This window comes from Mesorhizobium sp. USDA 4413 (assembly GCF_056280365.1).
On sequence record NZ_JBVPRP010000001.1, the window covers coordinates 6,107,260 to 6,127,859 of the forward strand.

The window sequence follows — 20,600 nt, forward strand, 5'->3', positions numbered from 1 at the left end:
GCTTACCAGAAATCACTTGACCAAATCGTCCCACCACCAGGATCTAAGGATGAACCGGACCGCCGACATGACGGGAAAGACTTGGGCCTATGAGGATTTCGTCGAGGGCTCCTCGCTGGACCTCGGCAGCAAGACTGTAAGCGCTGCCGAGATCATCGAATTCGCCTCGGAGTTCGATGCCCAGCCGATGCATCTCGACGAGGAAGCCGGCAAGGCCAGCATCCTCGGCGGACTTTCGGCTTCGGGCTGGCATACCTGCGCGATGTTCATGCGCATGCTCTGCGACGCCTTCCTGCTCGATTCGACCTCTCAAGGGTCGCCCGGCATCGAGCATGTGAAATGGAAGAAGCCGGTTCTGGCCGGCGACACCCTGCGCGGCACGGTCACGATCCTGTCCAAGCGCCAGTCCAAATCGCGGCCCCAGCTCGGCTTGATCACCATGCGCAGCGAATTGATCAACCAGCGCGGCGAGAGCGTCTTCGAGCTGGAGAACACCGGCATGTTCCTCGCGCGTGATGCCGCACGGGGCCTATCATGACTCTGGACGAATTCTTCCTGATCGGTCAGACCGTGACCCTCGGCTCGCACAAGTTCGAGGCCGACGAGATCAAGGCGTTCGCCAGGAAATACGACCCGCAGATCTTCCACGTCGACGAAGAGGCGGCGAAGAAGAGCGTGCTCGGCGGGCTCTGCGCCTCGGGCTGGCACACCGCCGCCACCTGGATGAAATACAATCTCGAAAAGCGCATGGAGACCGAGGGCGTGCGTTGGACCGGCCCCGGCCCGCAGCCCGAATTCGGCCCCTCGCCCGGCTTCCGCAATTTGAAATGGCTGAAGCCGGTCTATGCCGGCGAGACGGTGACCTTCACGCGCACAGCGCTGGCGCACCGCCCGCTCGCCGGGCGCCCGGGCTGGAACCTGCTCACGCTGCGCTCGGAAGGCTTTGATTCGACCGGCGACAAGGTGATCGAGTTCGACAGCGCGGTGCTGGTAAAGGTGGAGTAGGGCCACCTCCCCTTCTCCCCTTGTGGAGAAGGTGTCGGGAGGGCGACGGATGAGGGGTGCTCGAGGGAATGCCAACGTCACACTCCGCTGGAACACCCCTCATCTATCTCGGCGCTATCGCGCCGATCCACCTTCTCCCACAAGGGGAGAAGGAAGAGGCGCTCAATGCCCCTCGAACCCAATCAGCGTCCTGACCGGCACGCCGAGCGCTTCCAGCTTCTGGCGGCCGCCGAGGTCCGGCAGGTCGATGACGAAGCAGGCGGCGACGATGTCGGCGCCGATCTGCCTGAGCAACTTCACCGCCGCTTCCGCCGTGCCGCCCGTGGCGATCAGGTCGTCGACCAGGATCACCTTCTCGCCCGGCGAGACGCCATCCTTATGCATCTCCATCTCGTCCAGCCCGTATTCAAGGCTGTAGGCTACGCGCACCGTCTCGTAAGGCAGCTTGCCCTTCTTGCGGATCGGCACGAAGCCGGCCGACAACTGGTGCGCCACCGCGCCGCCGAGGATGAAGCCACGCGCCTCGATGCCGGCGATCTTGTCGATCTTCAGCCCGGCATAGGGATGCACCAGCTCGTCTATGGCGCGGCGGAAGGCGCGCGCATCACCGAGCAGCGTGGTGATGTCGCGAAACAGGATACCGGGCTTCGGATAGTCCGGAATGGTGCGGATGGCCGCAAGCAGCGTGTCTTCGAGGGAGGGTTTCATAAGCGGTTGATCCGTTGCCGCACAGTTTTGCCGGCAAGCGGCCGAAAAGAAAAGGGCACCTTTCGGCGCCCTTGCATTTTTCTGGAAGCCGGCCCGCTCAGTGCGCGACGTCGGCCCACACCCTGCGCTTGGTCATGTAAACCAGAGCGCCGAAGAGCAGCAGGAAGACCATGACGCGGAAACCGGTCTTCTTGCGGTCCTCCAAATGTGGCTCGGCGACGAACATCAGGAAGGCCGAGACGTCGCGGGCATACTGGTCGACGGTCTGCGGCGAGCCGTCGTCATAGGTCACCTGGCCGTCCGAAAGCGGCTTCGGCATCTTCAGCGACACGCCGGACAGGAAGTACGGATTGTAGTGCGTACCTTCCGGGATCACCATGCCGGCCGGCGGCGTCTGGTCGTAGCCGGTAAGCAGCGAGTGGATGTAATCCGGGCCGCCCTGCGCATACTGGGTGAAGATATCGAAAATGAAGCGCGGGAAGCCGCGCTCGACGCCGCGCGCCTTGGCGAGCAGCGACATGTCCGGCGGGGCGGCGCCGCCATTGGCGGCCGCGGCCGCCTGCTCGTTCGGGAACGGCGCCGGGAAGTGATCCGACGGCTTACCGGGGCGGTCGAACATGTCGCCCGCATCGTTCGGGCCGTCATGGATGGTGTATTCGGCGGCCAGCGTCTTGATCTGCGCGTCCGAGTAGCCGAGCCCTTCCAGGGTGCGGAACGCCACCAGGTTCATCGAATGGCAGGCCGAGCAGACTTCCTTGTAGACCTTGAGGCCGCGCTGCAGTTGCGCCTTGTCATAGGTGCCGAACGGCCCGGCGAAGCTCCAGCTCATTTCCTTCGGTTCGTTGATCGGGAAATGCGTCGGGGCCGCCGCGTTGTGTTCCTCTTCGGCGGCGATGGCAGCGGTGCCCGCGACCACCAGGCCAAGCAGCGCCAGCGAGGTGAGAATCTTCTTCATGCCAAATCCCCTCAGATTCTCAGCCCTTGGTTTCCGGCGCGCTAACCGCGCCTGCCGGATGTCCGCCGGCGCCCTTGTTCTTCTTTTCCAGCACCGCTTCGGTGATCGAATTGGGCAAGCGCCGTGGCGTCTCGATCAGGCCGAGCACCGGCATGATCACCAGGAAGAAGGCGAAGTAGAACAGCGTCGCCATCTGTGCCATGAACACGTAAGAGCCTTCCGCCGGCTGCGAGCCCAGCCACCCAAGCAGAATGGCGTCCGCGACGAACAGCCAGAAGAACAGCTTGTACCAAGGACGGTAGACCGCCGAGCGCACCTTCGAGGTGTCCAGCCACGGCACCAGGAACAGCATGGCGATGGCGCCGAACATGCACAGCACGCCGCCGAGCTTGGAGTTGATCGGGCCGATATTGAAGGTGATGGCGCGCAGGATCGCGTAGAACGGCAGGAAGTACCATTCCGGAACGATATGGGCCGGCGTCTTCAGCGGGTTGGCGACCGTGTAGTTGTCCGGGTGGCCGAGATAGTTCGGCAGGTAGAAGACGAAATAGGCGAAGAAGAACAGGAACACGATCATGCCGAACGCGTCCTTGATGGTGGCGTAAGGCGTGAAGGCGACCGTGTCCGTCTTCGACTTGACCTCGATGCCAGTCGGGTTCGACTGGCCAACGACATGCAGCGCCCAGATGTGCAGCACCACGACGCCGGCGATCATGAACGGCAATAGGTAGTGGAGGGCGAAGAAGCGGTTCAGCGTCGGATTGTCCACGGCGAAGCCGCCCAGCAGCAATTCCTGGATCCAGTTGCCGACCAGAGGGATGGCGCTGAAGAAGCCGGTGATGACGGTCGCGCCCCAGAAGCTCATCTGGCCCCAGGGCAGCACATAGCCCATGAAGCCGGTGGCCATCATCAAAAGGTAGATGATGCAGCCCAGAATCCACAGCAGCTCGCGCGGCGCCTTGTAGGAGCCGTAGAACAGCCCGCGGAAGATGTGGATGTAGACGGCGACGAAGAAGAACGAGGCGCCGTTGGAATGGAGATAGCGCAGCAGCCATCCCGAATTCACGTCGCGCATGATCTTCTCGACCGAATCGAAGGCGAGATTGGTGTCGGACGTGTAGTGCATGGCCAGCACGATGCCGGTCAGGATCTGCGAGGCGAGCATGATCGACAGGATGCCGCCGAACGTCCACATGTAGTTGAGGTTGCGCGGCACCGGATAGGCCACGAAGCTGTCATAGATCAGCCGCGGCAGCGGCATGCGCGCGTCGAACCAGCGCTCGATACCGGTCTTGGGCGTATAGGTCGAGTGTCCCTCGCTCATCGAAATATCCCCTGCCTCAACCGATAAGGATCTTGGTATCGGAAATGAACTTGAATACCGGGATCGCCATGTTCTCCGGCGCTGGGCCTTTGCGGATGCGGCCGGCGGTGTCGTATTGCGAACCGTGGCACGGGCAGAACCAGCCGCCGAAATCGCCTTCCTGACCGAGCGGGATGCAGCCGAGATGGGTGCAGACCTGCACCATCACCATCCAGGCTTCCTTGCCGGGCGTGGTGCGGTTGGCGTCGGTCGCCGGCGCGTCGGCCGGCAGGTTGGCGTTGCGCGCAATCGGGTCCTTGAGATCGGCGAGGTTGACAGCTTCGCCGTCCTTCATTTCCTTTTCGGTGCGGTTGCGCACCACCACCGGCTTGCCGCGCCATTTGACGACCAGCGAGCTGCCGGGCTGCAGCGACGAGACATCGACCTCGACCGAAGCCAGCGCCAGCGTCGAGGCGTCGGGGCGCATCTGGTCGATGAACGGCCACGCGACGGCTCCAGCGCCGACAACGGCGGCCATGCCGGTGGCTACGTAGAGAAAATCGCGACGGTTGGGATCGTGGATGTCGGTTGCGCTCACGGGTGCCTGATCCTTTCGCCTCTTCCTAACCGGAGGCCGAGCCTTGTCCCCGCTCAATCGCACCTGCCCGACAGCGCATGGCGAACAGGCTAGCGAATTCCTCCGGCATTTGGAGGTTCGGTTTATGCGTGAAGCCTGTTTTTGTCCAGCGGGGTGAAGGCACAAGGGCAGATTGTCGCGGGCACGTGCCGCGGCCTGCGCCACGGCTTGATCATCGGGCCGCCGAACAGCGCCAAACAGCACTGAATTCAATGATAAAATCGGGGCTCCGCTTGCCTCGACAGCGACCGCTGGCCCGGTCTATTGTCAGGCCATGGCGCATGTCATCGACCGCGACAGATGGGCGGCAGCACCCGACCGCTGGCAGGGCGAGTTGCAATGCGGGCCGTTCGGCTCCAACTCCTGCCTTATCTTTAATTATCAGCCCGAGGTCGGCGGTGGTCCGCGCCTGCACAAGCATCCTTATGCGGAGATCTTCATTATCCGTTCCGGCACCGGCCTGTTCACGGTCGGCGAGCAGCAGATAACGGCGACTGCGGGCCAGATTCTGATCGTGCCGCCGGACACGCCGCACAAATTCACCAATCTCGGCCCGGGTCCGCTCGAGACCACCGACATCCACGAGAACGGCAGCTTCGTCACCGAATGGCTGGAGTGATCCCGGCTGCGCGAGAGGCAGGCCCTGTCCCTTCACCGATTCCCGCCTAGTTCTATCGTCCTTGTTTCTTCGCAATTCCGAACGGGGACTGTGCACACATCTTCTGGAATTGCTTTAGCTTGCGCCCAGCCTGACCAGCACGGCCCGCGGGATGTTATATTCGCGGATTACGGCATCGTGCTTGCGCAGCCCGCAGAGCTCGCGCTGGATGAAGTAGGCGTGGACGGCGGCGGCCGCTTCCTTGAGCAGTCGGTTGCGATGCTCGCCCTCGCCATGGTCGCGCAGCTTCGCCAGGGTTTCCTCTACGCGCTCTCCGGCGCGGCCGAGCGCCGCGGCCTTCTCGGCGAGGATTTCGTGGCCGAGCAGGTCGAGCGCGCTTTCCTGCGCGCCTGACCGTCCAAAATTGGTGGGCATTCTGACCGACATATCTCTCGTTCTACTCCGCCGGGCGCGTCTCTTCCAGCACGCTTTCCTCGTTGAACAGGAAGCCGCCGGACTGCCGTTTCCAGAGCCGCGCGTAGAGGCCGTCGAGCGCCACCAGTTCGTCATGCGTGCCCTGTTCGACGATGCGGCCGCCGTCGAGCACCACCAGCCGGTCAAGTGCTGCGATCGTCGAGAGCCGGTGCGCGATGGCGATCACGGTCTTGTTCTCCATCAGCCTGGTCAGGTTCTCCTGGATCGCCGCCTCGATATCCGAATCGAGCGCCGAGGTCGCTTCATCGAGGATGAGGATAGGCGCATCCTTGAGGAAGACGCGCGCGATCGCCACGCGCTGCCGCTGCCCGCCGGAGAGTTTGACGCCGCGCTCTCCGACATAGGCCTCGTAGCCGACGCGACCTCTGGTGTCGCGCAGTCCCAGGATGAAGTCATGCGCCTCGGCTCTTCGGGCTGCGGCGACCACCTGCGCATCGGTGGCGTCCGGCATGCCGAGCTTGATGTTGTCGCGCAGCGAGCGGTGGAACAGCGCGGTATCCTGGCTGACCACGCCGATATTGCCGCGCAGCGAGTTCTGCGTGACCCCGGCGATATCCTGGCCGTCGATCAGGATCTGGCCGCCTTCGAGGTCGTAGAGGCGCAGGATCAGATTGGCCAAAGTCGTCTTGCCGGCGCCTGACGGGCCGACCAGGCCGACCTTCTCGCCCGGGCGCACGACGAGGTCTATGCGGTCCAAGACCCCTCCCCCCTTGCCGTAATGGAAGGTGACGTTGCTGACGTCGATGCGACCGCCGGTGACGACCAGTTCCTTGGCGTCCGGCGTGTCGGTAAGGCCGAGCGGCTGCGAGATCAGCGCCTTGGAATTCTCCAGCACGCCGAGATTCCTCAAAATGCCGTTGAGCTGCATCATCAGGCGGCCGAGCAGCATGTTGAGCCGCAGCACCAGCGACAGGGTGAAGGCGACGGCGCCGACCGTGATCGTGCCTTCGACCCAAAGATAGATGGCAAAGGCGGCGATCGCGGTGATCATGACGCCGGAGAGCATGGTCAGCGCCATGCGCACGCCGGTCAGCCGGCGCGTGAAGGGCCGCAGCGCGTCGAGATAGATGTCGAAGCCGCTGCGGATATAGCGGTCGTCGCCATCGGCCGAGAACAACTTCAGCGTCTGCACGTTGGAATAGGAATCGACGATGCGGCCGGTGATCATCGAGCCCGCCTCGGCGGTCGCTTCGGCATGCTTGCGGATCGCCGGCAGATAGAGTTTCGCCAGCCAGCCGAAGGCGGCGATCCAGACCACCACCATGACCGCCAGCCGCCAATCCAGCCCGGCTACCAGCGCCAGCGTGGTGACCGTATAGACGATCATGAACCAGACCACCTCGATGAAGCTCTCCATCAGGTCGCCCGTCGCCTGCCCCGCCTGCCAGACTTTGGTGGCGATGCGGCCGGCGAAGTCGTTCTGGAAGAAAGCGTAGGACTGGCGTGACACATGCCGGTGCGCCTGCCAGCGCACCAGATTGTAGAAGCCCGGCGTGATCGTCTGCTCGTCGACCAGCGCCGAAAGGCCGACGACGGCCGTGCGGATGACGAGCACCACCGCGCCCATGAACAAGAGCTCGGGACCGGCCGCGGTCCAAAGCGCGTGCCAGCTGCGCTCGCCCGGCAACTGGTCGAGGATATCGACCAGCCTTCCGACGAAATAGAACAGCCCCGCCTCCACCAGCGGGGCGATGCCGCCGATGATCAGCATGGCGAAAAAGGCGAGCTTTGCCTGCCCGACATAGTGCCACAGGAAGCCGCCGACGCTGGCGGGCGGCCGCAGATTCGCGGGCTCGCGGAACGGGTAGACCCAGCGCTCGAACCAGCGGTAGATGGCATGCATCATTCGGCGGCTTCACCTTTCGTCGCCGGATCGTCGGCCGCCTGCTTTTCCTCGAGCAGGAAGCCGCCCGACTGGCGCCGCCAAAGCTGGGCGTAGAGGCCGCCCTTGGCGATCAAGGCCTCATGCGAGCCTTCCTCGACGATGCGGCCCTTGTCCATGACCACGAGCCGATCCATCGCCGCGATGGTCGACAGGCGGTGGGCGATGGCGATGACGGTCTTCCCCTGCATGAGCTTATAGAGGTTCTCCTGGATGGCCGCTTCCACTTCCGAATCGAGCGCGGACGTCGCCTCGTCGAGAATGAGGATCGGCGCGTCCTTCAGCATAACGCGGGCAATTGCGATGCGTTGCCGCTGGCCGCCGGACAGCTTCACGCCGCGCTCGCCGACAAGCGCCTCATAGCCGCTTTGCCCATGCGGATCGGTCAGCCCCGCGATCACATCGTCGATCTGCGCGGCTTTGGCGGCGCTGAACATCGCCTCGTCGCTGGCCGACTGGCGTCCATATTTGAGGTTCTCGCGAACGGATCGATGCAACAGCGAAGTGTCCTGATTGACGAAGCCGATCGCCGCGCGGACGCTCTCCTGCGACACATTCCGGATGTCCTGCCCGTCGATCAGCACCTTGCCGTCCTGCACATCGAACAGCCGCAGCACGAGATTGACCAGCGTCGACTTGCCGGCTCCTGAACGCCCGATCAGGCCGACCCGCTCGCCCGGCGCGATCTTCAGCGACAGATTGTCGATGACGCCGCCTTTGCCGTCCTTGCGCCAGTAGTTGAAGTTCACCCGGTCGAACTCGATGCCGCCGGCGGTCACGACGAGGGCCGGTGCGTCGGGCTGGTCCTGCATGACGATCGGCCGGGCGATCGTCGTCATCGAATTGCTGGCAACGCCGATCTGCCGGAAGACGTTGGCGCCGACATCGAGGATCCTGCCGGAGATGTTGGCGATCTGCAGCGCGAACGGTATCGCGGTTGCCACGGCCGCCGTGGTCATGGCGCCGGCGTTCCAGCCGGCGAGCGCCAGCCAGCTCACGGCGATCAGCAGCGCCGCGTTGAGGATGAACAGGGCCGACCACATCAGCGTGAAAACGCGCATCAGCCGGTAAAACGTGTCGGCGTGCTCGACCACCGCTTGCGAGACATATTTGTCTTCGTGCTCGCCGGTGGAGAATGTCTTCAGCGTCAAAATGTTGGTGTAGCTGTCGACCATTCGGCCACTTACCTGCGACCACCGCTCCGACAGTTGGGACGAGCGTTGCGTGATCCTGGGCATCGCGGACCAGAAGATCAGGCAATAGAACACAAGCCATACCGCCACCACAGCCAGCAACAGCGGGTCGAGTCGCGCCAGCACCACGATGGCGACAGCGACGAAGACCAGCGCATACCAGACGGCATCGACGGTGAGGTTGACGCTCATCTCCATCGAATCGCCGCTCTGCATGACCTTGGTGCCGATGCGGCCGGCAAAGTCGTTCTGGAAGAACGACCAGTCCTGGCGCACGACATGCCAATGGCTCTGCCAGCGGATGAGGTCGATGAGGTTCGGCGCGATGGCGTGGTTGCGGATGAGCGCGTCGATAACCATCGACAGCGGACGCAGCAGCACGACGAAGGCCATCAGCACGAGCAGCGGCCCATGCGCGGCAAAGAAATCGCCCGGCTTGGTGCTGGAGAGCAGGCCCACGATCAAGCCGACGAAAATCGGCAGCATCGCGTCCACGACAGCGGCGACGGCAACGATGACGATGCGCAGCCAGTAGGCGCCGCGAAACTGCCTTATGAAATACCAATAGAACCGCCAAAGTCCCATTGGCGGCTGCCGGTCTTCGGCCAGCGCCACCGGCGAATAACGGCTTTCGAACCAAGTGAAGATGCGGTCGAACATTTTTCTCTCGCAGAGGCCGAAAACCTGCCGGTGCCCGATCTGGTCGCCGGCAGGCCTCTGATCAAGTCGTGGTTACGCCCGGGAACGATTCCCGGCAATCGCCGAACCTTGATGCCGGAGCGGCTCGACGGCTCGCAGAACCATCGGACCGCTCCAAGTCTTTGTTTTTGCGCAACTCCGGACGAAAAACCGCTAGGCACTTTTCCTGGAATCGCTGCGATCGCGATCGCGTTACTCCGCCGCCAGCTCGGATTGAGGCGCCTTGGCGTCGGCCGGCGCATCGTCGAGCAGGAAGCCGCCGGACTGGCGTTGCCAGAGCTGGGCATAGAGCCCGCCCTTGGCGACGAGGTCCTCATGCGCGCCTTCCTCGATGATGCGGCCCTTGTCCATGACGACGAGCCTGTCCATCGCTGCGATCGTCGACAGCCGATGCGCGATGGCAATCACGGTCTTGCCCTGCATCAGCTTGTAGAGGTTCTCCTGGATCGCCGCCTCGGCTTCCGAATCGAGCGCCGAGGTCGCCTCGTCGAGGATCAGGATCGGCGCGTCCTTCAGCATGACGCGGGCGATCGCGATACGCTGCCGCTGACCGCCGGACAGTTTGACGCCGCGGTCGCCGACATGGGCGTCGAATCCCTTGCGGCCGTTATGGTCCGAAAGCCCGCCGATGAAATCGAGCGCCTCCGCCCGCCGCGCCGCCTCGATGAGCATCTCGTCGGTCGCGTCCGGCCGGCCGTAGAGAATGTTCTCTTTCACCGAGCGGTGCAGCAGCGAGGTGTCCTGCGTCACCATGCCGATCTGAGCGCGCAGCGAATCCTGCGTCACCGTCGCGATCTCCTGGCCGTCGACCAGGATCCTGCCGCTTTCCAGGTCGTAGAAACGCAGCAACAGGTTGACCAGCGTCGACTTGCCGGCGCCCGAGCGGCCGACAATGCCGACCTTCTCGCCGGGCCTCACGGTGAGCGACAGGTTCTCGATGACACCCTTTTGCTTGCCGTAGTGGAAGCGGATGTCCTCGAAGCGGATTTCACCCTGGCTGACGGTGATGTCCTTGGCGCCCCGGCGGTCTTCGACCAGGCGCGGCAGCGAGATCGATTGGATGCCGTCCTGCACCGTGCCGATATTCTCGAACAGGCTTGACATCTCCCACATGATCCACTGCGACATGCCCCACATGCGCAGCACCAGGCCGATGACCACGGCGACCGCGCCGATCGTCACCGCCTCGCCCAGCCACAGCCAGAGCGAGATTGCCGTCACCGAGAACAGAAGCAGCGAATTCAGGATGTAGAGCATGCCGTAGAGCTGCGTCACCAGCCGCATCGAGCGGTAGACGGTGTCGAGGAAGCTCGCCATGCCTTCCCTGGCGAAAGCAGCCTCGCGGCGGGCGTGCGAAAAAAGCTTCACCGTCTGGATGTTGGTGTAGCTGTCGACGACGCGGCCGGTCATAGTGGAGCGCGCATTGGCCTGCTCCTCGCCGACCTTGCCCAGCCGCGGGATGAAAAAGCGCAGCAGCGCGATATAGCCGACCAGCCATCCGGCCAAGGGCGCCGCCAGGCGCAAGTCAGCCGAGCCGACGATGAACAGCATGCCGAGGAAGTAGACGATGACGTAGTTCAGGACGTCGATCAGCTTGATCACGCATTCGCGCACGGCGAGCGCCGTCTGCATCAGCTTGGTGGCGATGCGGCCGGCGAATTCGTCCTGATAGAAGGCCATCGACTGCTTGAGCAGATAGCGATGGACCTGCCAGCGGATACGCATCGGGTAGTTGCCCATCAGTGTCTGCTGGTTGAGAAGCGAATGCAGCCACACCGTGCCGGGCAGCGCGAACAGCACGACGAAAGCCATGCCGGCGAGCTTCCAGTGCTCCGTCTGCAGGAAGGTTTCGCGGTTCTGCGCCGACAGCCAGTCGACGATGCGCCCCATGAAGCCGAACATCCACACTTCGGTGAAGGCGATCGCCGTCACCAGCACCGCATCGAGGATGATATAGGGCCAGGCGCCGCGCGTATAATGCACGCAGAAAGCGATCAGCGTCTTCGGCGGCTCGATCGGCTCCGCGGCCGGAAACGGATTGAGCCTGTTTTCAAACCAGCGGAACATTCCGGGCACTCACAATGCTATGCGCGCTCGCGCGACGCGGGATTGATGGGCAAGGCCTTTCGGCCGCGCGGCGCGACGGGCCGGCGATACGGAATCGTCCGTCTCACCGGCCCTGCCTCGCGCAATATAGGATGTCCCAGGCTTTTCGCCGACAGCCTCGCTCGACGATCCTGACGGCCCCGAACTCGCCGGCGAAAAGCCCGAGCCTGCCCGGTTCCTGTCGCCCGGCCGGATCAGGCGGATGATCCGCCGCACCAGCGTGGGCCGGCTGTGGTCGGGCACCGCGCGCGAGAAATCGACGTCCGGCAGCATGCCGCGATGCGGCCTGCGCCGTTCCTCGGCATGCACCGCCGACGAATAGGTCTCGCCGATCAGCAACGCCCAGGTGGCCACCTTGCGCTCGTGCAGGCTTCTTAACCCCGGTATTTTGTAGGGATCGAACATTGGTCCGTCCTCCATATGCAAATGCGTTAAAAAGGGTGATGCGGCCTCGACCACCGGCATTCGACCGACGGCGCGGATCGAATCGGTCGGAACGGGACGGCAAGCGTCGATTGGGACGCGACGAGCGTCGGCCTCGACACGTTCAGCTGGGGCGCGGCGCCCCTTTGGCAGTTTGAAAAACATCGCAAGATTCCTTCGAAGGCCGAAGACTGGGTTCGGCGGGAATCGGTGCGATGAGTACTTAAAGTGTCAGAAGAATCGTCGTACCGAAACCGCCGGCGGGCAGAGGTGAGCCCCGGATGGGAGCTGGATGCGCATGGTCATCATGTGTTCCCCTCCATTCGGTTCGGGTTGACGATGGTGGGGGTATACTCGACTTCGCCGAAAATGGCCACCCGCCAGTCCAGAAATCGCCGAAAGCCGGAGAAGCCTGTGGCCGATCTGCCACTTATTAGCAGGATGCGAAAATGAACGATCGTCTCCGCATCGCGCTCTACCAGCCGGATATTGCCGGAAATACCGGGACAATCCTGCGCTTCGCCGCCTGCGTCGACGTCGGTGTCGATATCATCGAGCCGGCTGGTTTCCCCCTCTCCGACCGGGCGCTGAAACGGGCCGGCATGGACTACCTCGAAATGGCGGCGCTCTCCCGCCATGCCGACTGGCACGCCTTCGAGGAATGGCGAAAGGCGCATGCGCGCCGCCTGGTGCTGCTCACCACCAAGGCCGCGACCGCCTATACGGACTTTGCTTTCGCCTCCGGCGAGATTCTTCTGTTCGGCCGCGAATCCGCCGGCGTGACGGAAGACGTCCACCAGGCGGCGGATGCGCGGCTGACCATTCCGATGCGGCCGGGCGCGCGCAGCATCAATGTCGCGCTGTCGGTCGCCATGGTCGCGGGCGAGGCGCTCCGCCAGCTCGGAAAATAGCTTTCGCGCTTCCGCGCTGCCCCGAACCGCCATCCCTTCCGCCGTCATTCCTGCCCAGGCGCACATCGCCCTTCTCCTGCAATTGCCCTATCAATCTTTCTTGGCTACAAGCTCAACTTAACTTGAGGTCAAGCGGGAATTTGGAAATGGCGCCGGTGAAGGAATTGACGGTCGGCCAAGTGGCTATGCGGAGCGGCGTCGCGGTATCGGCGCTGCATTTTTACGAGGCGCGCGGGCTGATCCGCAGCCACCGCACGTCCGGCAATCAGCGGCGCTACGGCCGAGACGTGCTGCGCCGCGTGGCGATCATCCGCGTCGCCCAGGAGGTCGGCATTTCGCTGGCCGAGATCGCCCAGGCGTTCCAGTCCCTGCCTGAAGAGCGCACGCCGAATCGCGAGGACTGGAACCTGCTTTCGACAGCCTGGCGCGACGCGCTCGACCATAAGATCAGCCAATTGAAGAAGTTGCGCGACGGCCTGACCGACTGCATCGGCTGCGGCTGCATGTCCATCGACAAATGCCCGCTGAGGAACAGGGACGACCGGCTGGCCCGGGAGGGTACGGGGGCGAGAAGGCTGGCGGTGCGCTAACGGTCTGGCGCCAAGATGCATTGAGATTCAGGTCAGGCCGAGTCGAAAACGGTGGCTTCCGAGAACCGGCCTACGCCGGCCGTAGCCTTCATGGAGCGGGGACGCTTGTGAGGGCTTCGGCCGGCGAAGGCCGGAACCGCAGGAAGCCGCCGTTTGCAGGCCGGCCTCACCTGAATATCAATGCATCTTAATCCGCCCCTGGCAGCCGGCGCATGGTGAATTCGATCACGTCGCCCGGGCGTTCGAACCAGCTTTCGATTTCGGTCCAGTAGGCTTGCTTGGGGAAACGCTCGAACCATTCCTTCGCCTTGAGGCGCGCGGCGGCCCTGGGCAGCACGAAGGTCTCACGCAGGAAGCCGTCACGCGGCTGGTTAGCGCGCTCGGCCCGCGAGCGTTCCAGACTCTTCTTTAAACCATCCAGCGGCGGTCTTGCCGGGGTGCGCACGAAGGAACTCCTTTGCACCTGGATCAGACAGGGCTTGACCCTTGCCTTTAAGAGATTAGGGATCGCGCGCAGAAAAAACGAGTCATTTGTCAGGCAAGCGGCCTGTGACTGGAGACGGATTTGGAACGACCTGACCTTCCGGTGGGACTGCCGGCCGACATCGAACAGAAGAAGATGAAGGCCCGCCTCTGGTTCGAAGCGCTGCGCGAGCGCATCTGCGCCACCTTCGAGCAGCTCGAGCAGGAACTCACCGGCCCGCAAGCGTCATGGTCGCCCGGCCATTTCGAGAAGACGCCTTGGGAGCGCGACGAGGGTCGTGGTGGCGGCGGCACCATGTCGATGATGCGCGGCCGCGTCTTCGAAAAGGTCGGCGTGCACACTTCGACGGTCCATGGCGAATTCTCCCCCGAATTCAGGAAACAGATTCCCGGCGCCGAGGAAGACCCGCGCTTCTGGGCGAGCGGCATTTCGCTGATCGCCCATCCGTGGAATCCCAACGTGCCGGCCGTGCACATGAACACGCGCATGGTCGTCACCACGCGCCAGTGGTTCGGCGGCGGCGCCGACCTGACGCCGGTGCTCGACCGTCGCCGCACCCAGGACGACCCCGACACGATCGCCTTCCATCGGGCCATGCAGTTCGCTTGCGAGAAGAACGCCGCCGTCGCCGATTATCCCAAATTCAAAGCCTGGTGCGACGAGTATTTCTTCCTGCCGCACCGCAACGAGCCGCGCGGCATCGGCGGCATCTTCTTCGACTGGCTGCATTCGGACGAGGACAAGGGCGGCTGGAACGCCGATCTCAATTTCGTCCAGGATGTCGGCCGCTCTTTCCTCGTCGTCTATGCCCATCTGGTGCGGGGCAACTTCAACCGGAACTGGACCGACGCCGAGCGCGACGAACAGCTCATCCGGCGCGGCCGCTACGTCGAATTCAACTTGCTTCACGATCGCGGCACCATCTTCGGCCTGAAGACCGGCGGCAATGTTGCCTCCATCCTGTCCAGCCTGCCGCCCGAGGTAAAATGGCCGTAACGATCCGGTGAGCGCGGCGATGGCCGCATTGCTGTCCCATTCGCCGAAACTTGGCGGGCAATGTGGCAGGGACAATATCTTTTTCGTCTAATATCCTTTTGAAAAAATTGATCTATTTAAGATCGCCGGGTCGGGAAGCGCCGGCGGTCGAAGCGGAGATCCCTTGTCTCCCGCCGGCCGTGACCCGACGCGACTTGACGGCCCTGACCAATGACGGTGCCTTGCCAATGGGCACCCGCATTCCAGGAGAGCATGCCATGCGCAAGCTTATCGTGACGGCGGCAGCGGCCGCCTTTCTCGCCTCCGGTGGCGCCGCGTTCGCGGCGGTCAAGCACACCACAGGAACCGTGAAGAGCTTTGACGGAACGGCCATGAGCCTTGTTCTGGATGATGGATCGACATTCAAGCTGTCCAAGGCCTTCAAGGATCCCGGCATTCAGGCCGGCGAGAAAGTCCGCGTGTCCTGGGACATGAGCGGCAAGAACAAGATTGCCGAGGCCGTCAAGATCATGAAGTAACGGCTGGCCCCGGCAGAGCAGGCTCAGGCAGCACGAAAGGCGGAGCACCAGTGCTCCGCCTTTCGGTTTTGGGTGTTTGCCGCGCCGACCGACCTTGGCTTTCTCATGCAACCGAAAACGGCGGCACGTGTTATTGTTATCCATCCGGGCAATCCTGCGAAACGCGCGCAACGGCTTCCGACGGGATTGCATAAAAACAAATGGCTGGAGCGGCCGGCTTGGTGGCTCCGGAGCGAGGAAAGGAGACCCCGATGAAGGAATTTCAATGCGGATCGCTGGTTCCCGGCTGTGACTGGCACACGCGCGCCGAGGAGGAAGCGGAGGTCATGCGCCGCGCCGTCGAGCACATGCGCGAGACGCATGGCGAGACCATCATCCGCGAGACGATGATCGAGGCGATCCGCTCGCGCATACAGAAGGTTCGCGACGCCGCCTGAGGGGCCAAATTCCAGAATTCGACCACATCGGCCAACACGCAAGAGCGGAACGCCGCTTACGCCTATGCCAAATTTTCTGCCGGCAGTCTCCCGGATCCCGGCAGAAACATTTCCCGCAGATTTCAAACAAATTCTTATATTCGTAGCGGCTTGGATAACCTTGCAGTAACGGTACGCGTGCGATTCTCCGATCCGTAATCCGGCCGGCGGGGCTGCCCGAGGAGCCTTCGCCATCAAGGCTGTCCGGAATGGTGAGGCGAGGTGCTTCGCGCATGCGCGAGCGGTCCAACATCGGAGTCGGTCTCTGCGCGGCGGCGCTCCTGTCGTGCGCCTTCCTCCTTGCATCCGCGGCAACGGCCCAGGAATGGACGACCTCGCTCGTCGATATCCATCAGGGTTCCCCACTCAGCGATCGCGCCAGGGGCCTCGGCAGCGGCGGCTACGAGTTGCAGAGCGGAAGCTGGGTATCGTTCACCCGTTGGTACCATGCGAGCTGGGTCGACATGCATGTGGACCTTCTGACCCAGATCACACCTGATACAGGCATTCTTTGGGGATTTGGCACAGGCGAGCAAGCCGAGAAATACCGTATCGAGCCCAGCCTGAAGCTTGGCTTTCTCACCCAGATCCACCCCAACCCGAACAGCACGCTGTCCCTTTCGGTCACCTCGACCATCGGCGGCGGCCTCAATGAAAAGCCTTGCGAAGCCGACTATGGCGACCTTGGCACCTACAGCGTCAATTGCCGGCTCGCGGCGGGCATGACCGCGCCGGAGGAAACCTTGAAATACCTAGTCAGCGCCAAGCCGGAGACCATGCATCTCTGGTTGAACTATCGTCTCACTTTCTGATCGCGGGAGCCGCAAATGAACATCATCTCATGCCCGAAGTCGCGCCCGTCGCGGTTCTCGTTGAACTGGAGAACGACCATGAGGTTGGGCGTTGCAGCCGCTTTTGCAATCCTTTGGGTGCCGATGGCCTCGGCGCAGGAGGTTCTCAGCGCGGATGAGACGGCTGCGCTCTGCCATGGCGGCGGCTCCATCTGCGTGAGCGCAAGGATCCCGGTCGCGCGGACGACGCAAACGGTACAGAACTGGATGAGCCCCGACGTCGGCGCCGCTTGGGCAGCCGGCTACAAGGGCAAGGGCGTCACCATCACCATGGTCGACGACTTCAGCAGTTCATCGCGCTTTTACGGCAATTTCGGCATCGGTATCCAATACCAGCGGCATGGCGAATGGACGCGCGAAGAAGCAAGCATGATCGCCCCCGCCGCGACCATACGCTCTAAGGATTTCTCGACGGGTACGGCCGTTTCGCTGGCGCGCGGTCTCAACGTGCTCAACCTGAGCTACGGCATGTACACCACCGCGGGCTACAGCACGAACCAGATCGGGTGGGCTCCAGAGGAGTCCTCGATCATCTCCTATGCCACCAAGGGTTCGGCCATCGTCTCGAAGGCGGCCGGCAACGACTCGGTCGCTGTCGGCGGTGTCACCGGTGGCCAGCAGGACTATCTCGACCTTGCCCTGATCGGCAAACCGACGGCGATCTTCGTCGGCGCGCTGTCGACGAACGGCACTACGGCCAACAAGGCCCAGCTCGCCTGGTATTCCAATTATGCCGGCTCCGACCCGGCCGTGCAGAGCCACTTCCTGGTGGTCGGCGTCGAGGGCGACAAGACCGGTCTCTACGGAACCTCTTTCGCCGCGCCGATCATCTCGGGCTATGCTGCGATCATCGGCAGCAAGTTCACCAAGGCGACGCCGGTGCAGATCACCAATGACCTGCTCAATACGGCCCGCACCGACACGCTGGTGAACTACGACCCGTCCGTCTACGGCAAGGGCGAGGCAAGCCTTTCCCGCGCGCTCGCCCCTGTTGCGATCCATTGACGGGCGCCTAGAGCAATTCCAGGAAAAGTGTGAGCGATGTTCCGTCCGGAATTGCGTAAAAACAAAGGGATAGAGCGGTCCTGATCTTTTAGATTTCCAGGGCCTGCGCGGCGCGTCTCATGAGCGCGCCGCGTTCCAGAGTGAAGCCCGACTCGACCCATTCCTTCTCGAGGTTCTTCAGCGTGGCGCCGAGCTTCGGCCCCGGCGAGCCACCAAGCGCGGTCAGGTCGGCGCCCTTGATCGGAAACACCGGCTTTTGCCATTTCAGCGTGAAATTGAGCAGGCGTGAAAAGCCGCCGGCTTCCATCATCGCCTGATTGTCCTCCGCGGCGCGCGTTCGCGCGGCGCCAAGCGCCAGCCGGATGCGGTCGAGATAGCCGGCGCGATCGCCATAGTAGAGTTTCTTGGCCAGTTCGGTCTCGGTCGCCTTCGCATCCGGCGCAACGGTCAGCGCCCAATGCCGCAGACGATCGGCCTCTTCATTTGACAATCGCAGCCGCTCGCCAAGCGTCTTCATGCGCACGGCATCGGGCGGGACGATCGCCTCCAGCCTCAGCATCGGATCGGCGGGCCAGCCGAGATCTTTTCCAGCCTTGGCCAAGCCATGGATGGCGTCGATGCCCCACTTCTCGCTCTCCGGCAGCACGGCGGAGAGCACGCCGGCCTGGCGCATCCACAGCAGCGCGCGTGAGGGATCCGGAGCCGACAACAGCTTCTTCAGTTCGGACCAGACGCGCTCGGCTGAAAGCTGTGCAAGCCCGTCCTTCAGCCTGGCGCAGGCCTTCAGCCCTTCCGCGTCCGGCCGTCCCTCGCCATACCAGGCAAAGAACCGGAAGAAGCGCAGGATGCGCAGATAATCCTCGCGGATGCGCGCTTCCGCGTCGCCGATGAAGCGCAGCCGCCGCGCCTCGATATCGGCTATGCCGCCGACGAGGTCGACGATCGTGCCGTCGGCTTCGGCATAGAGCGCGTTGATGGTGAAGTCGCGCCGCTCGGCGTCCGCTTTCCAGTCACGCCCGAAAATCACTTTTGCCCGCCGCCCGTCGGTCTCGACATCTGCCCTGAGCGTCGTCACCTCATAAGGCTTGCCGCCGGCGATCACCGTGATCGTGCCATGCTCGATGCCCGTCGGCACCGTCTTGAAGCCGGCCGCCGCGGCGCGCCGGATCGTTTCCTCGGGCACGGTGGTCGCGGCGATGTCGATGTCGGCGACCGGCTGGCCGATCAGCGCATTGCGCACCGCGCCGCCGGCGAGACGCGCTTCCTCGCCGCCCTGCTTCAGCGCCGCAAGAAGCTTCTGCAGATGCTTGTCGGCCAGCCAGTCGGCCCTGCCTGAGAGTGACGCCTCAGCGCTCAACCATATAGCCTTTCATAGAGCGTGCGGATGATGCCGGCGGTGACGCCCCAGATGCGCTGGCCGCCATAGGGCATCTCGTAGAAGAACCATTCGAGTTCGTTCCACATTCGGCTGTCGCGGGCGTGGTTGGCAGGATCCATCAGGAAACTCAAGGGCACCTCGAAGGCTGCGTCGACCTCGTCGGCGTTAAGCGCCAGCGAAAAACCCGGCCGCACAATGGCAAGCACCGGCACGATGCGATAGCCGCTGCCGGAGACGTAATCCGGCATGCGGCCAATGATCTCGATATGGCCGCGATCGAGGCCGATCTCCTCGAAGGTCTCACGCAAAGCGGTGGCCTCGGGGCTTGGATCGGTCGCATCGATGGTGCCGCCCGGAAAAGCCACCTGTCCGGAATGGCTGCGCAGCTTCTCGGCTCGCTTGGTGAGCAGCACCATGGCGCCCTCGGCACGGTCGATCACCGGGATCAGCACCGCCGCGTCGCGCAGCGGCTTGATGTGCTTGAGCCTGGGATGGCCGGGATTGAAGCGATGGTCGCCGAAATCGTCGCCAGGGCTGGGCACGGCCTGCGCGGCGACGCGCGCCCGGAAGTCCGCGATCGAAAACGGCGCCGGCGTCACCTGGTCCATCACGCGCTCAGCCGTTTCAGCTTCTCGGCAGGCATGATCGGATAGGCTTCGCCACCCGAGCGGACGGCGAACATCGCCCTGCCGTCGATGTCGATCTCCTCGCCATGCTCGACCAGTTCGTACATCACCGGCCGCGCAACCAGCGCTTCCAGCCGTCCGCGCACCAGCACATAGGGCTTCAACCCTCCGGTTTCGTCCTCGTCGACGAAACGCAGCGGATGGCCGGGACCGGCGGCGACGACGTCGCCGACATTGGTGCGGAAGGTGATGACCTGATCGTCCCCGCTGCCGGACACGTTCATTTCGACGGCGATGAAGGGCGCGTCTGCGACGCGTATGCCGACCCGCTCGACCGGCGTCACCAGATAGGTCTTGCCGTCGGCATCCTTGCGCAGCACGCTGGAAAAAAGCTGTACCAGCGGCATGCGGCCGATCGGCGTGCCGAGATAGAACCAGGTGCCGTCCGCCTTGATCTCCATGTCGAGGTCGCCGCAGAAGTCCGGATTCCAGCGTTCGACCGGCGCCGGCCCCTTGCCGGCCCGCGCCGCGCGCGAGATCAGCGCCTCCAGGCCCCGCGCCTCGGTGGCGCCAGTCAGACTCTGTTTGCCCAGACTCTGCTCGCCCGGGCTTTGTTCACGATGTTCGCTGCGTTCGGCCATGGTCACGAAATAGTCACTGTTGTCCCGATTGTCAGCCTTGTCCGCCCGAGTCTGTGATTTAAGTTCAATTACAGGCGCTGGGTGAGAGGCCGAATCGCGGCATTCTGCGGCCTTGAGAAT

At 63.4% G+C, this 20,600-nt stretch carries 23 protein-coding genes; 10 read left to right on the forward strand and 13 right to left on the reverse strand.

The annotated features are described in order from the left end of the window. The first annotated feature begins 67 nt into the window (after positions 1-67). The gene (locus ACVMIM_RS29705) at positions 68-538 is read left to right on the forward strand and encodes a MaoC family dehydratase (RefSeq protein ID WP_476117417.1); all 471 of its coding nucleotides are present in this window, start codon (positions 68-70) and stop codon (positions 536-538) included. Then, a complete protein-coding gene (locus ACVMIM_RS29710) occupies positions 535-1,005 on the forward strand; it encodes a MaoC family dehydratase (protein ID WP_040996866.1) in 471 nt (156 codons plus the stop codon). Before ACVMIM_RS29705 ends, ACVMIM_RS29710 begins: the two co-directional genes overlap by 4 nt. Before the next feature lie 162 nt (positions 1,006-1,167). Here ACVMIM_RS29710 and ACVMIM_RS29715 read toward each other — a convergent pair whose 3' ends face one another. The 4 genes from ACVMIM_RS29715 to petA form a co-directional block, all read right to left on the reverse strand. Then, positions 1,168-1,713: an adenine phosphoribosyltransferase gene (locus ACVMIM_RS29715; RefSeq protein ID WP_040996869.1), complete on the reverse strand. Its 546-nt coding sequence runs from the start codon at positions 1,711-1,713 to the stop codon at positions 1,168-1,170. 97 nt (positions 1,714-1,810) lie between these two features. Further along, the gene (locus tag ACVMIM_RS29720) at positions 1,811-2,668 is read right to left on the reverse strand and encodes a cytochrome c1 (RefSeq protein ID WP_040996871.1); all 858 of its coding nucleotides are present in this window, start codon (positions 2,666-2,668) and stop codon (positions 1,811-1,813) included. Between the two features lie 19 nt (positions 2,669-2,687). Then, positions 2,688-3,992 carry a cytochrome b gene (locus ACVMIM_RS29725; RefSeq protein WP_278049334.1) on the reverse strand — a complete coding sequence of 435 codons (1,305 nt, stop codon included), beginning with the start codon at positions 3,990-3,992 and terminating at the stop codon, positions 2,688-2,690. A gap of 16 nt (positions 3,993-4,008) precedes the next feature. Beyond that, a complete protein-coding gene (gene petA / locus ACVMIM_RS29730; RefSeq protein WP_040996875.1) occupies positions 4,009-4,569 on the reverse strand; it encodes a ubiquinol-cytochrome c reductase iron-sulfur subunit in 561 nt (186 codons plus the stop codon). A 313-nt stretch (positions 4,570-4,882) separates the two neighbouring features. On the opposite strand from petA, the gene ACVMIM_RS29735 reads away from it, so the two are divergent. Next, positions 4,883-5,227, forward strand: coding sequence for a cupin domain-containing protein (locus ACVMIM_RS29735; protein WP_476116327.1), 345 nt, complete (start codon positions 4,883-4,885; stop codon positions 5,225-5,227). 114 nt (positions 5,228-5,341) lie between these two features. Here ACVMIM_RS29735 and ACVMIM_RS29740 read toward each other — a convergent pair whose 3' ends face one another. From ACVMIM_RS29740 to ACVMIM_RS29760, 5 genes are all read right to left on the reverse strand, one after another. Beyond that, the gene (locus tag ACVMIM_RS29740; protein WP_476116329.1) at positions 5,342-5,653 is read right to left on the reverse strand and encodes a DUF6665 family protein; all 312 of its coding nucleotides are present in this window, start codon (positions 5,651-5,653) and stop codon (positions 5,342-5,344) included. Between the two features lie 10 nt (positions 5,654-5,663). Continuing rightward, positions 5,664-7,547, reverse strand: a complete 1,884-nt coding sequence (locus ACVMIM_RS29745) for an ABC transporter ATP-binding protein (RefSeq protein WP_476116331.1) — start codon at positions 7,545-7,547, stop codon at positions 5,664-5,666. Beyond that, positions 7,544-9,436 carry an ABC transporter ATP-binding protein gene (locus tag ACVMIM_RS29750; protein WP_476116333.1) on the reverse strand — a complete coding sequence of 631 codons (1,893 nt, stop codon included), beginning with the start codon at positions 9,434-9,436 and terminating at the stop codon, positions 7,544-7,546. The genes ACVMIM_RS29745 and ACVMIM_RS29750 overlap by 4 nt, the downstream gene beginning before the upstream one ends. Before the next feature lie 231 nt (positions 9,437-9,667). Then, complete coding sequence (locus tag ACVMIM_RS29755; protein ID WP_476116335.1) at positions 9,668-11,542, reverse strand: ABC transporter ATP-binding protein; 1,875 nt, start codon at positions 11,540-11,542, stop codon at positions 9,668-9,670. A gap of 9 nt (positions 11,543-11,551) precedes the next feature. Further along, complete coding sequence (locus ACVMIM_RS29760) at positions 11,552-11,986, reverse strand: hypothetical protein (RefSeq protein WP_476116337.1); 435 nt, start codon at positions 11,984-11,986, stop codon at positions 11,552-11,554. Positions 11,987-12,453: 467 nt separating this feature from the next. Between ACVMIM_RS29760 and ACVMIM_RS29765 the strand changes: the two genes are divergently transcribed. Continuing rightward, entirely contained in the window at positions 12,454-12,915 is a 462-nt protein-coding gene (locus ACVMIM_RS29765) for a tRNA (cytidine(34)-2'-O)-methyltransferase (RefSeq protein ID WP_476116339.1), read from the forward strand. A 146-nt stretch (positions 12,916-13,061) separates the two neighbouring features. Next, positions 13,062-13,505: a redox-sensitive transcriptional activator SoxR gene (soxR, locus tag ACVMIM_RS29770; RefSeq protein WP_476116341.1), complete on the forward strand. Its 444-nt coding sequence runs from the start codon at positions 13,062-13,064 to the stop codon at positions 13,503-13,505. Between the two features lie 187 nt (positions 13,506-13,692). Here soxR and ACVMIM_RS29775 read toward each other — a convergent pair whose 3' ends face one another. Continuing rightward, positions 13,693-13,950 (reverse strand): hypothetical protein, encoded by a 258-nt coding sequence (locus tag ACVMIM_RS29775; RefSeq protein WP_040996891.1) that lies wholly within the window; start codon positions 13,948-13,950, stop codon positions 13,693-13,695. 120 nt (positions 13,951-14,070) lie between these two features. On the opposite strand from ACVMIM_RS29775, the gene hemF reads away from it, so the two are divergent. The 5 genes from hemF (at position 14,071) to ACVMIM_RS29800 (ending at position 17,835) form a co-directional block, all read left to right on the forward strand. Then, the gene (hemF, locus tag ACVMIM_RS29780) at positions 14,071-14,985 is read left to right on the forward strand and encodes an oxygen-dependent coproporphyrinogen oxidase (protein WP_476116343.1); all 915 of its coding nucleotides are present in this window, start codon (positions 14,071-14,073) and stop codon (positions 14,983-14,985) included. A gap of 257 nt (positions 14,986-15,242) precedes the next feature. Beyond that, entirely contained in the window at positions 15,243-15,503 is a 261-nt protein-coding gene (locus ACVMIM_RS29785) for a DUF1344 domain-containing protein (RefSeq protein WP_040996896.1), read from the forward strand. A 251-nt stretch (positions 15,504-15,754) separates the two neighbouring features. Further along, a complete protein-coding gene (locus tag ACVMIM_RS29790) occupies positions 15,755-15,940 on the forward strand; it encodes a DUF1059 domain-containing protein (RefSeq protein WP_040989704.1) in 186 nt (61 codons plus the stop codon). 272 nt (positions 15,941-16,212) lie between these two features. Next, positions 16,213-16,791, forward strand: a complete 579-nt coding sequence (locus ACVMIM_RS29795) for a hypothetical protein (RefSeq protein ID WP_476116344.1) — start codon at positions 16,213-16,215, stop codon at positions 16,789-16,791. A 78-nt stretch (positions 16,792-16,869) separates the two neighbouring features. Continuing rightward, on the forward strand, positions 16,870-17,835 hold the full coding sequence (locus tag ACVMIM_RS29800; RefSeq protein WP_476116346.1) for a S8/S53 family peptidase: 966 nt from the start codon (positions 16,870-16,872) through the stop codon (positions 17,833-17,835). A gap of 88 nt (positions 17,836-17,923) precedes the next feature. On the opposite strand, the gene ACVMIM_RS29805 is transcribed toward ACVMIM_RS29800, so the two are convergent. Genes ACVMIM_RS29805 through ACVMIM_RS29815 form a run of 3 tightly spaced genes read right to left on the reverse strand, consistent with a single transcriptional unit; the run spans position 17,924 to position 20,480 of the window. Further along, positions 17,924-19,192: a CCA tRNA nucleotidyltransferase gene (locus ACVMIM_RS29805; RefSeq protein WP_476116348.1), complete on the reverse strand. Its 1,269-nt coding sequence runs from the start codon at positions 19,190-19,192 to the stop codon at positions 17,924-17,926. Beyond that, entirely contained in the window at positions 19,189-19,821 is a 633-nt protein-coding gene (locus tag ACVMIM_RS29810) for a CoA pyrophosphatase (protein WP_476116350.1), read from the reverse strand. Before ACVMIM_RS29810 ends, ACVMIM_RS29805 begins: the two co-directional genes overlap by 4 nt. Continuing rightward, positions 19,821-20,480, reverse strand: a complete 660-nt coding sequence (locus tag ACVMIM_RS29815; protein WP_476117418.1) for a DUF1285 domain-containing protein — start codon at positions 20,478-20,480, stop codon at positions 19,821-19,823. Before ACVMIM_RS29815 ends, ACVMIM_RS29810 begins: the two co-directional genes overlap by 1 nt. Between the last annotated feature and the right edge of the window lie 120 nt (positions 20,481-20,600).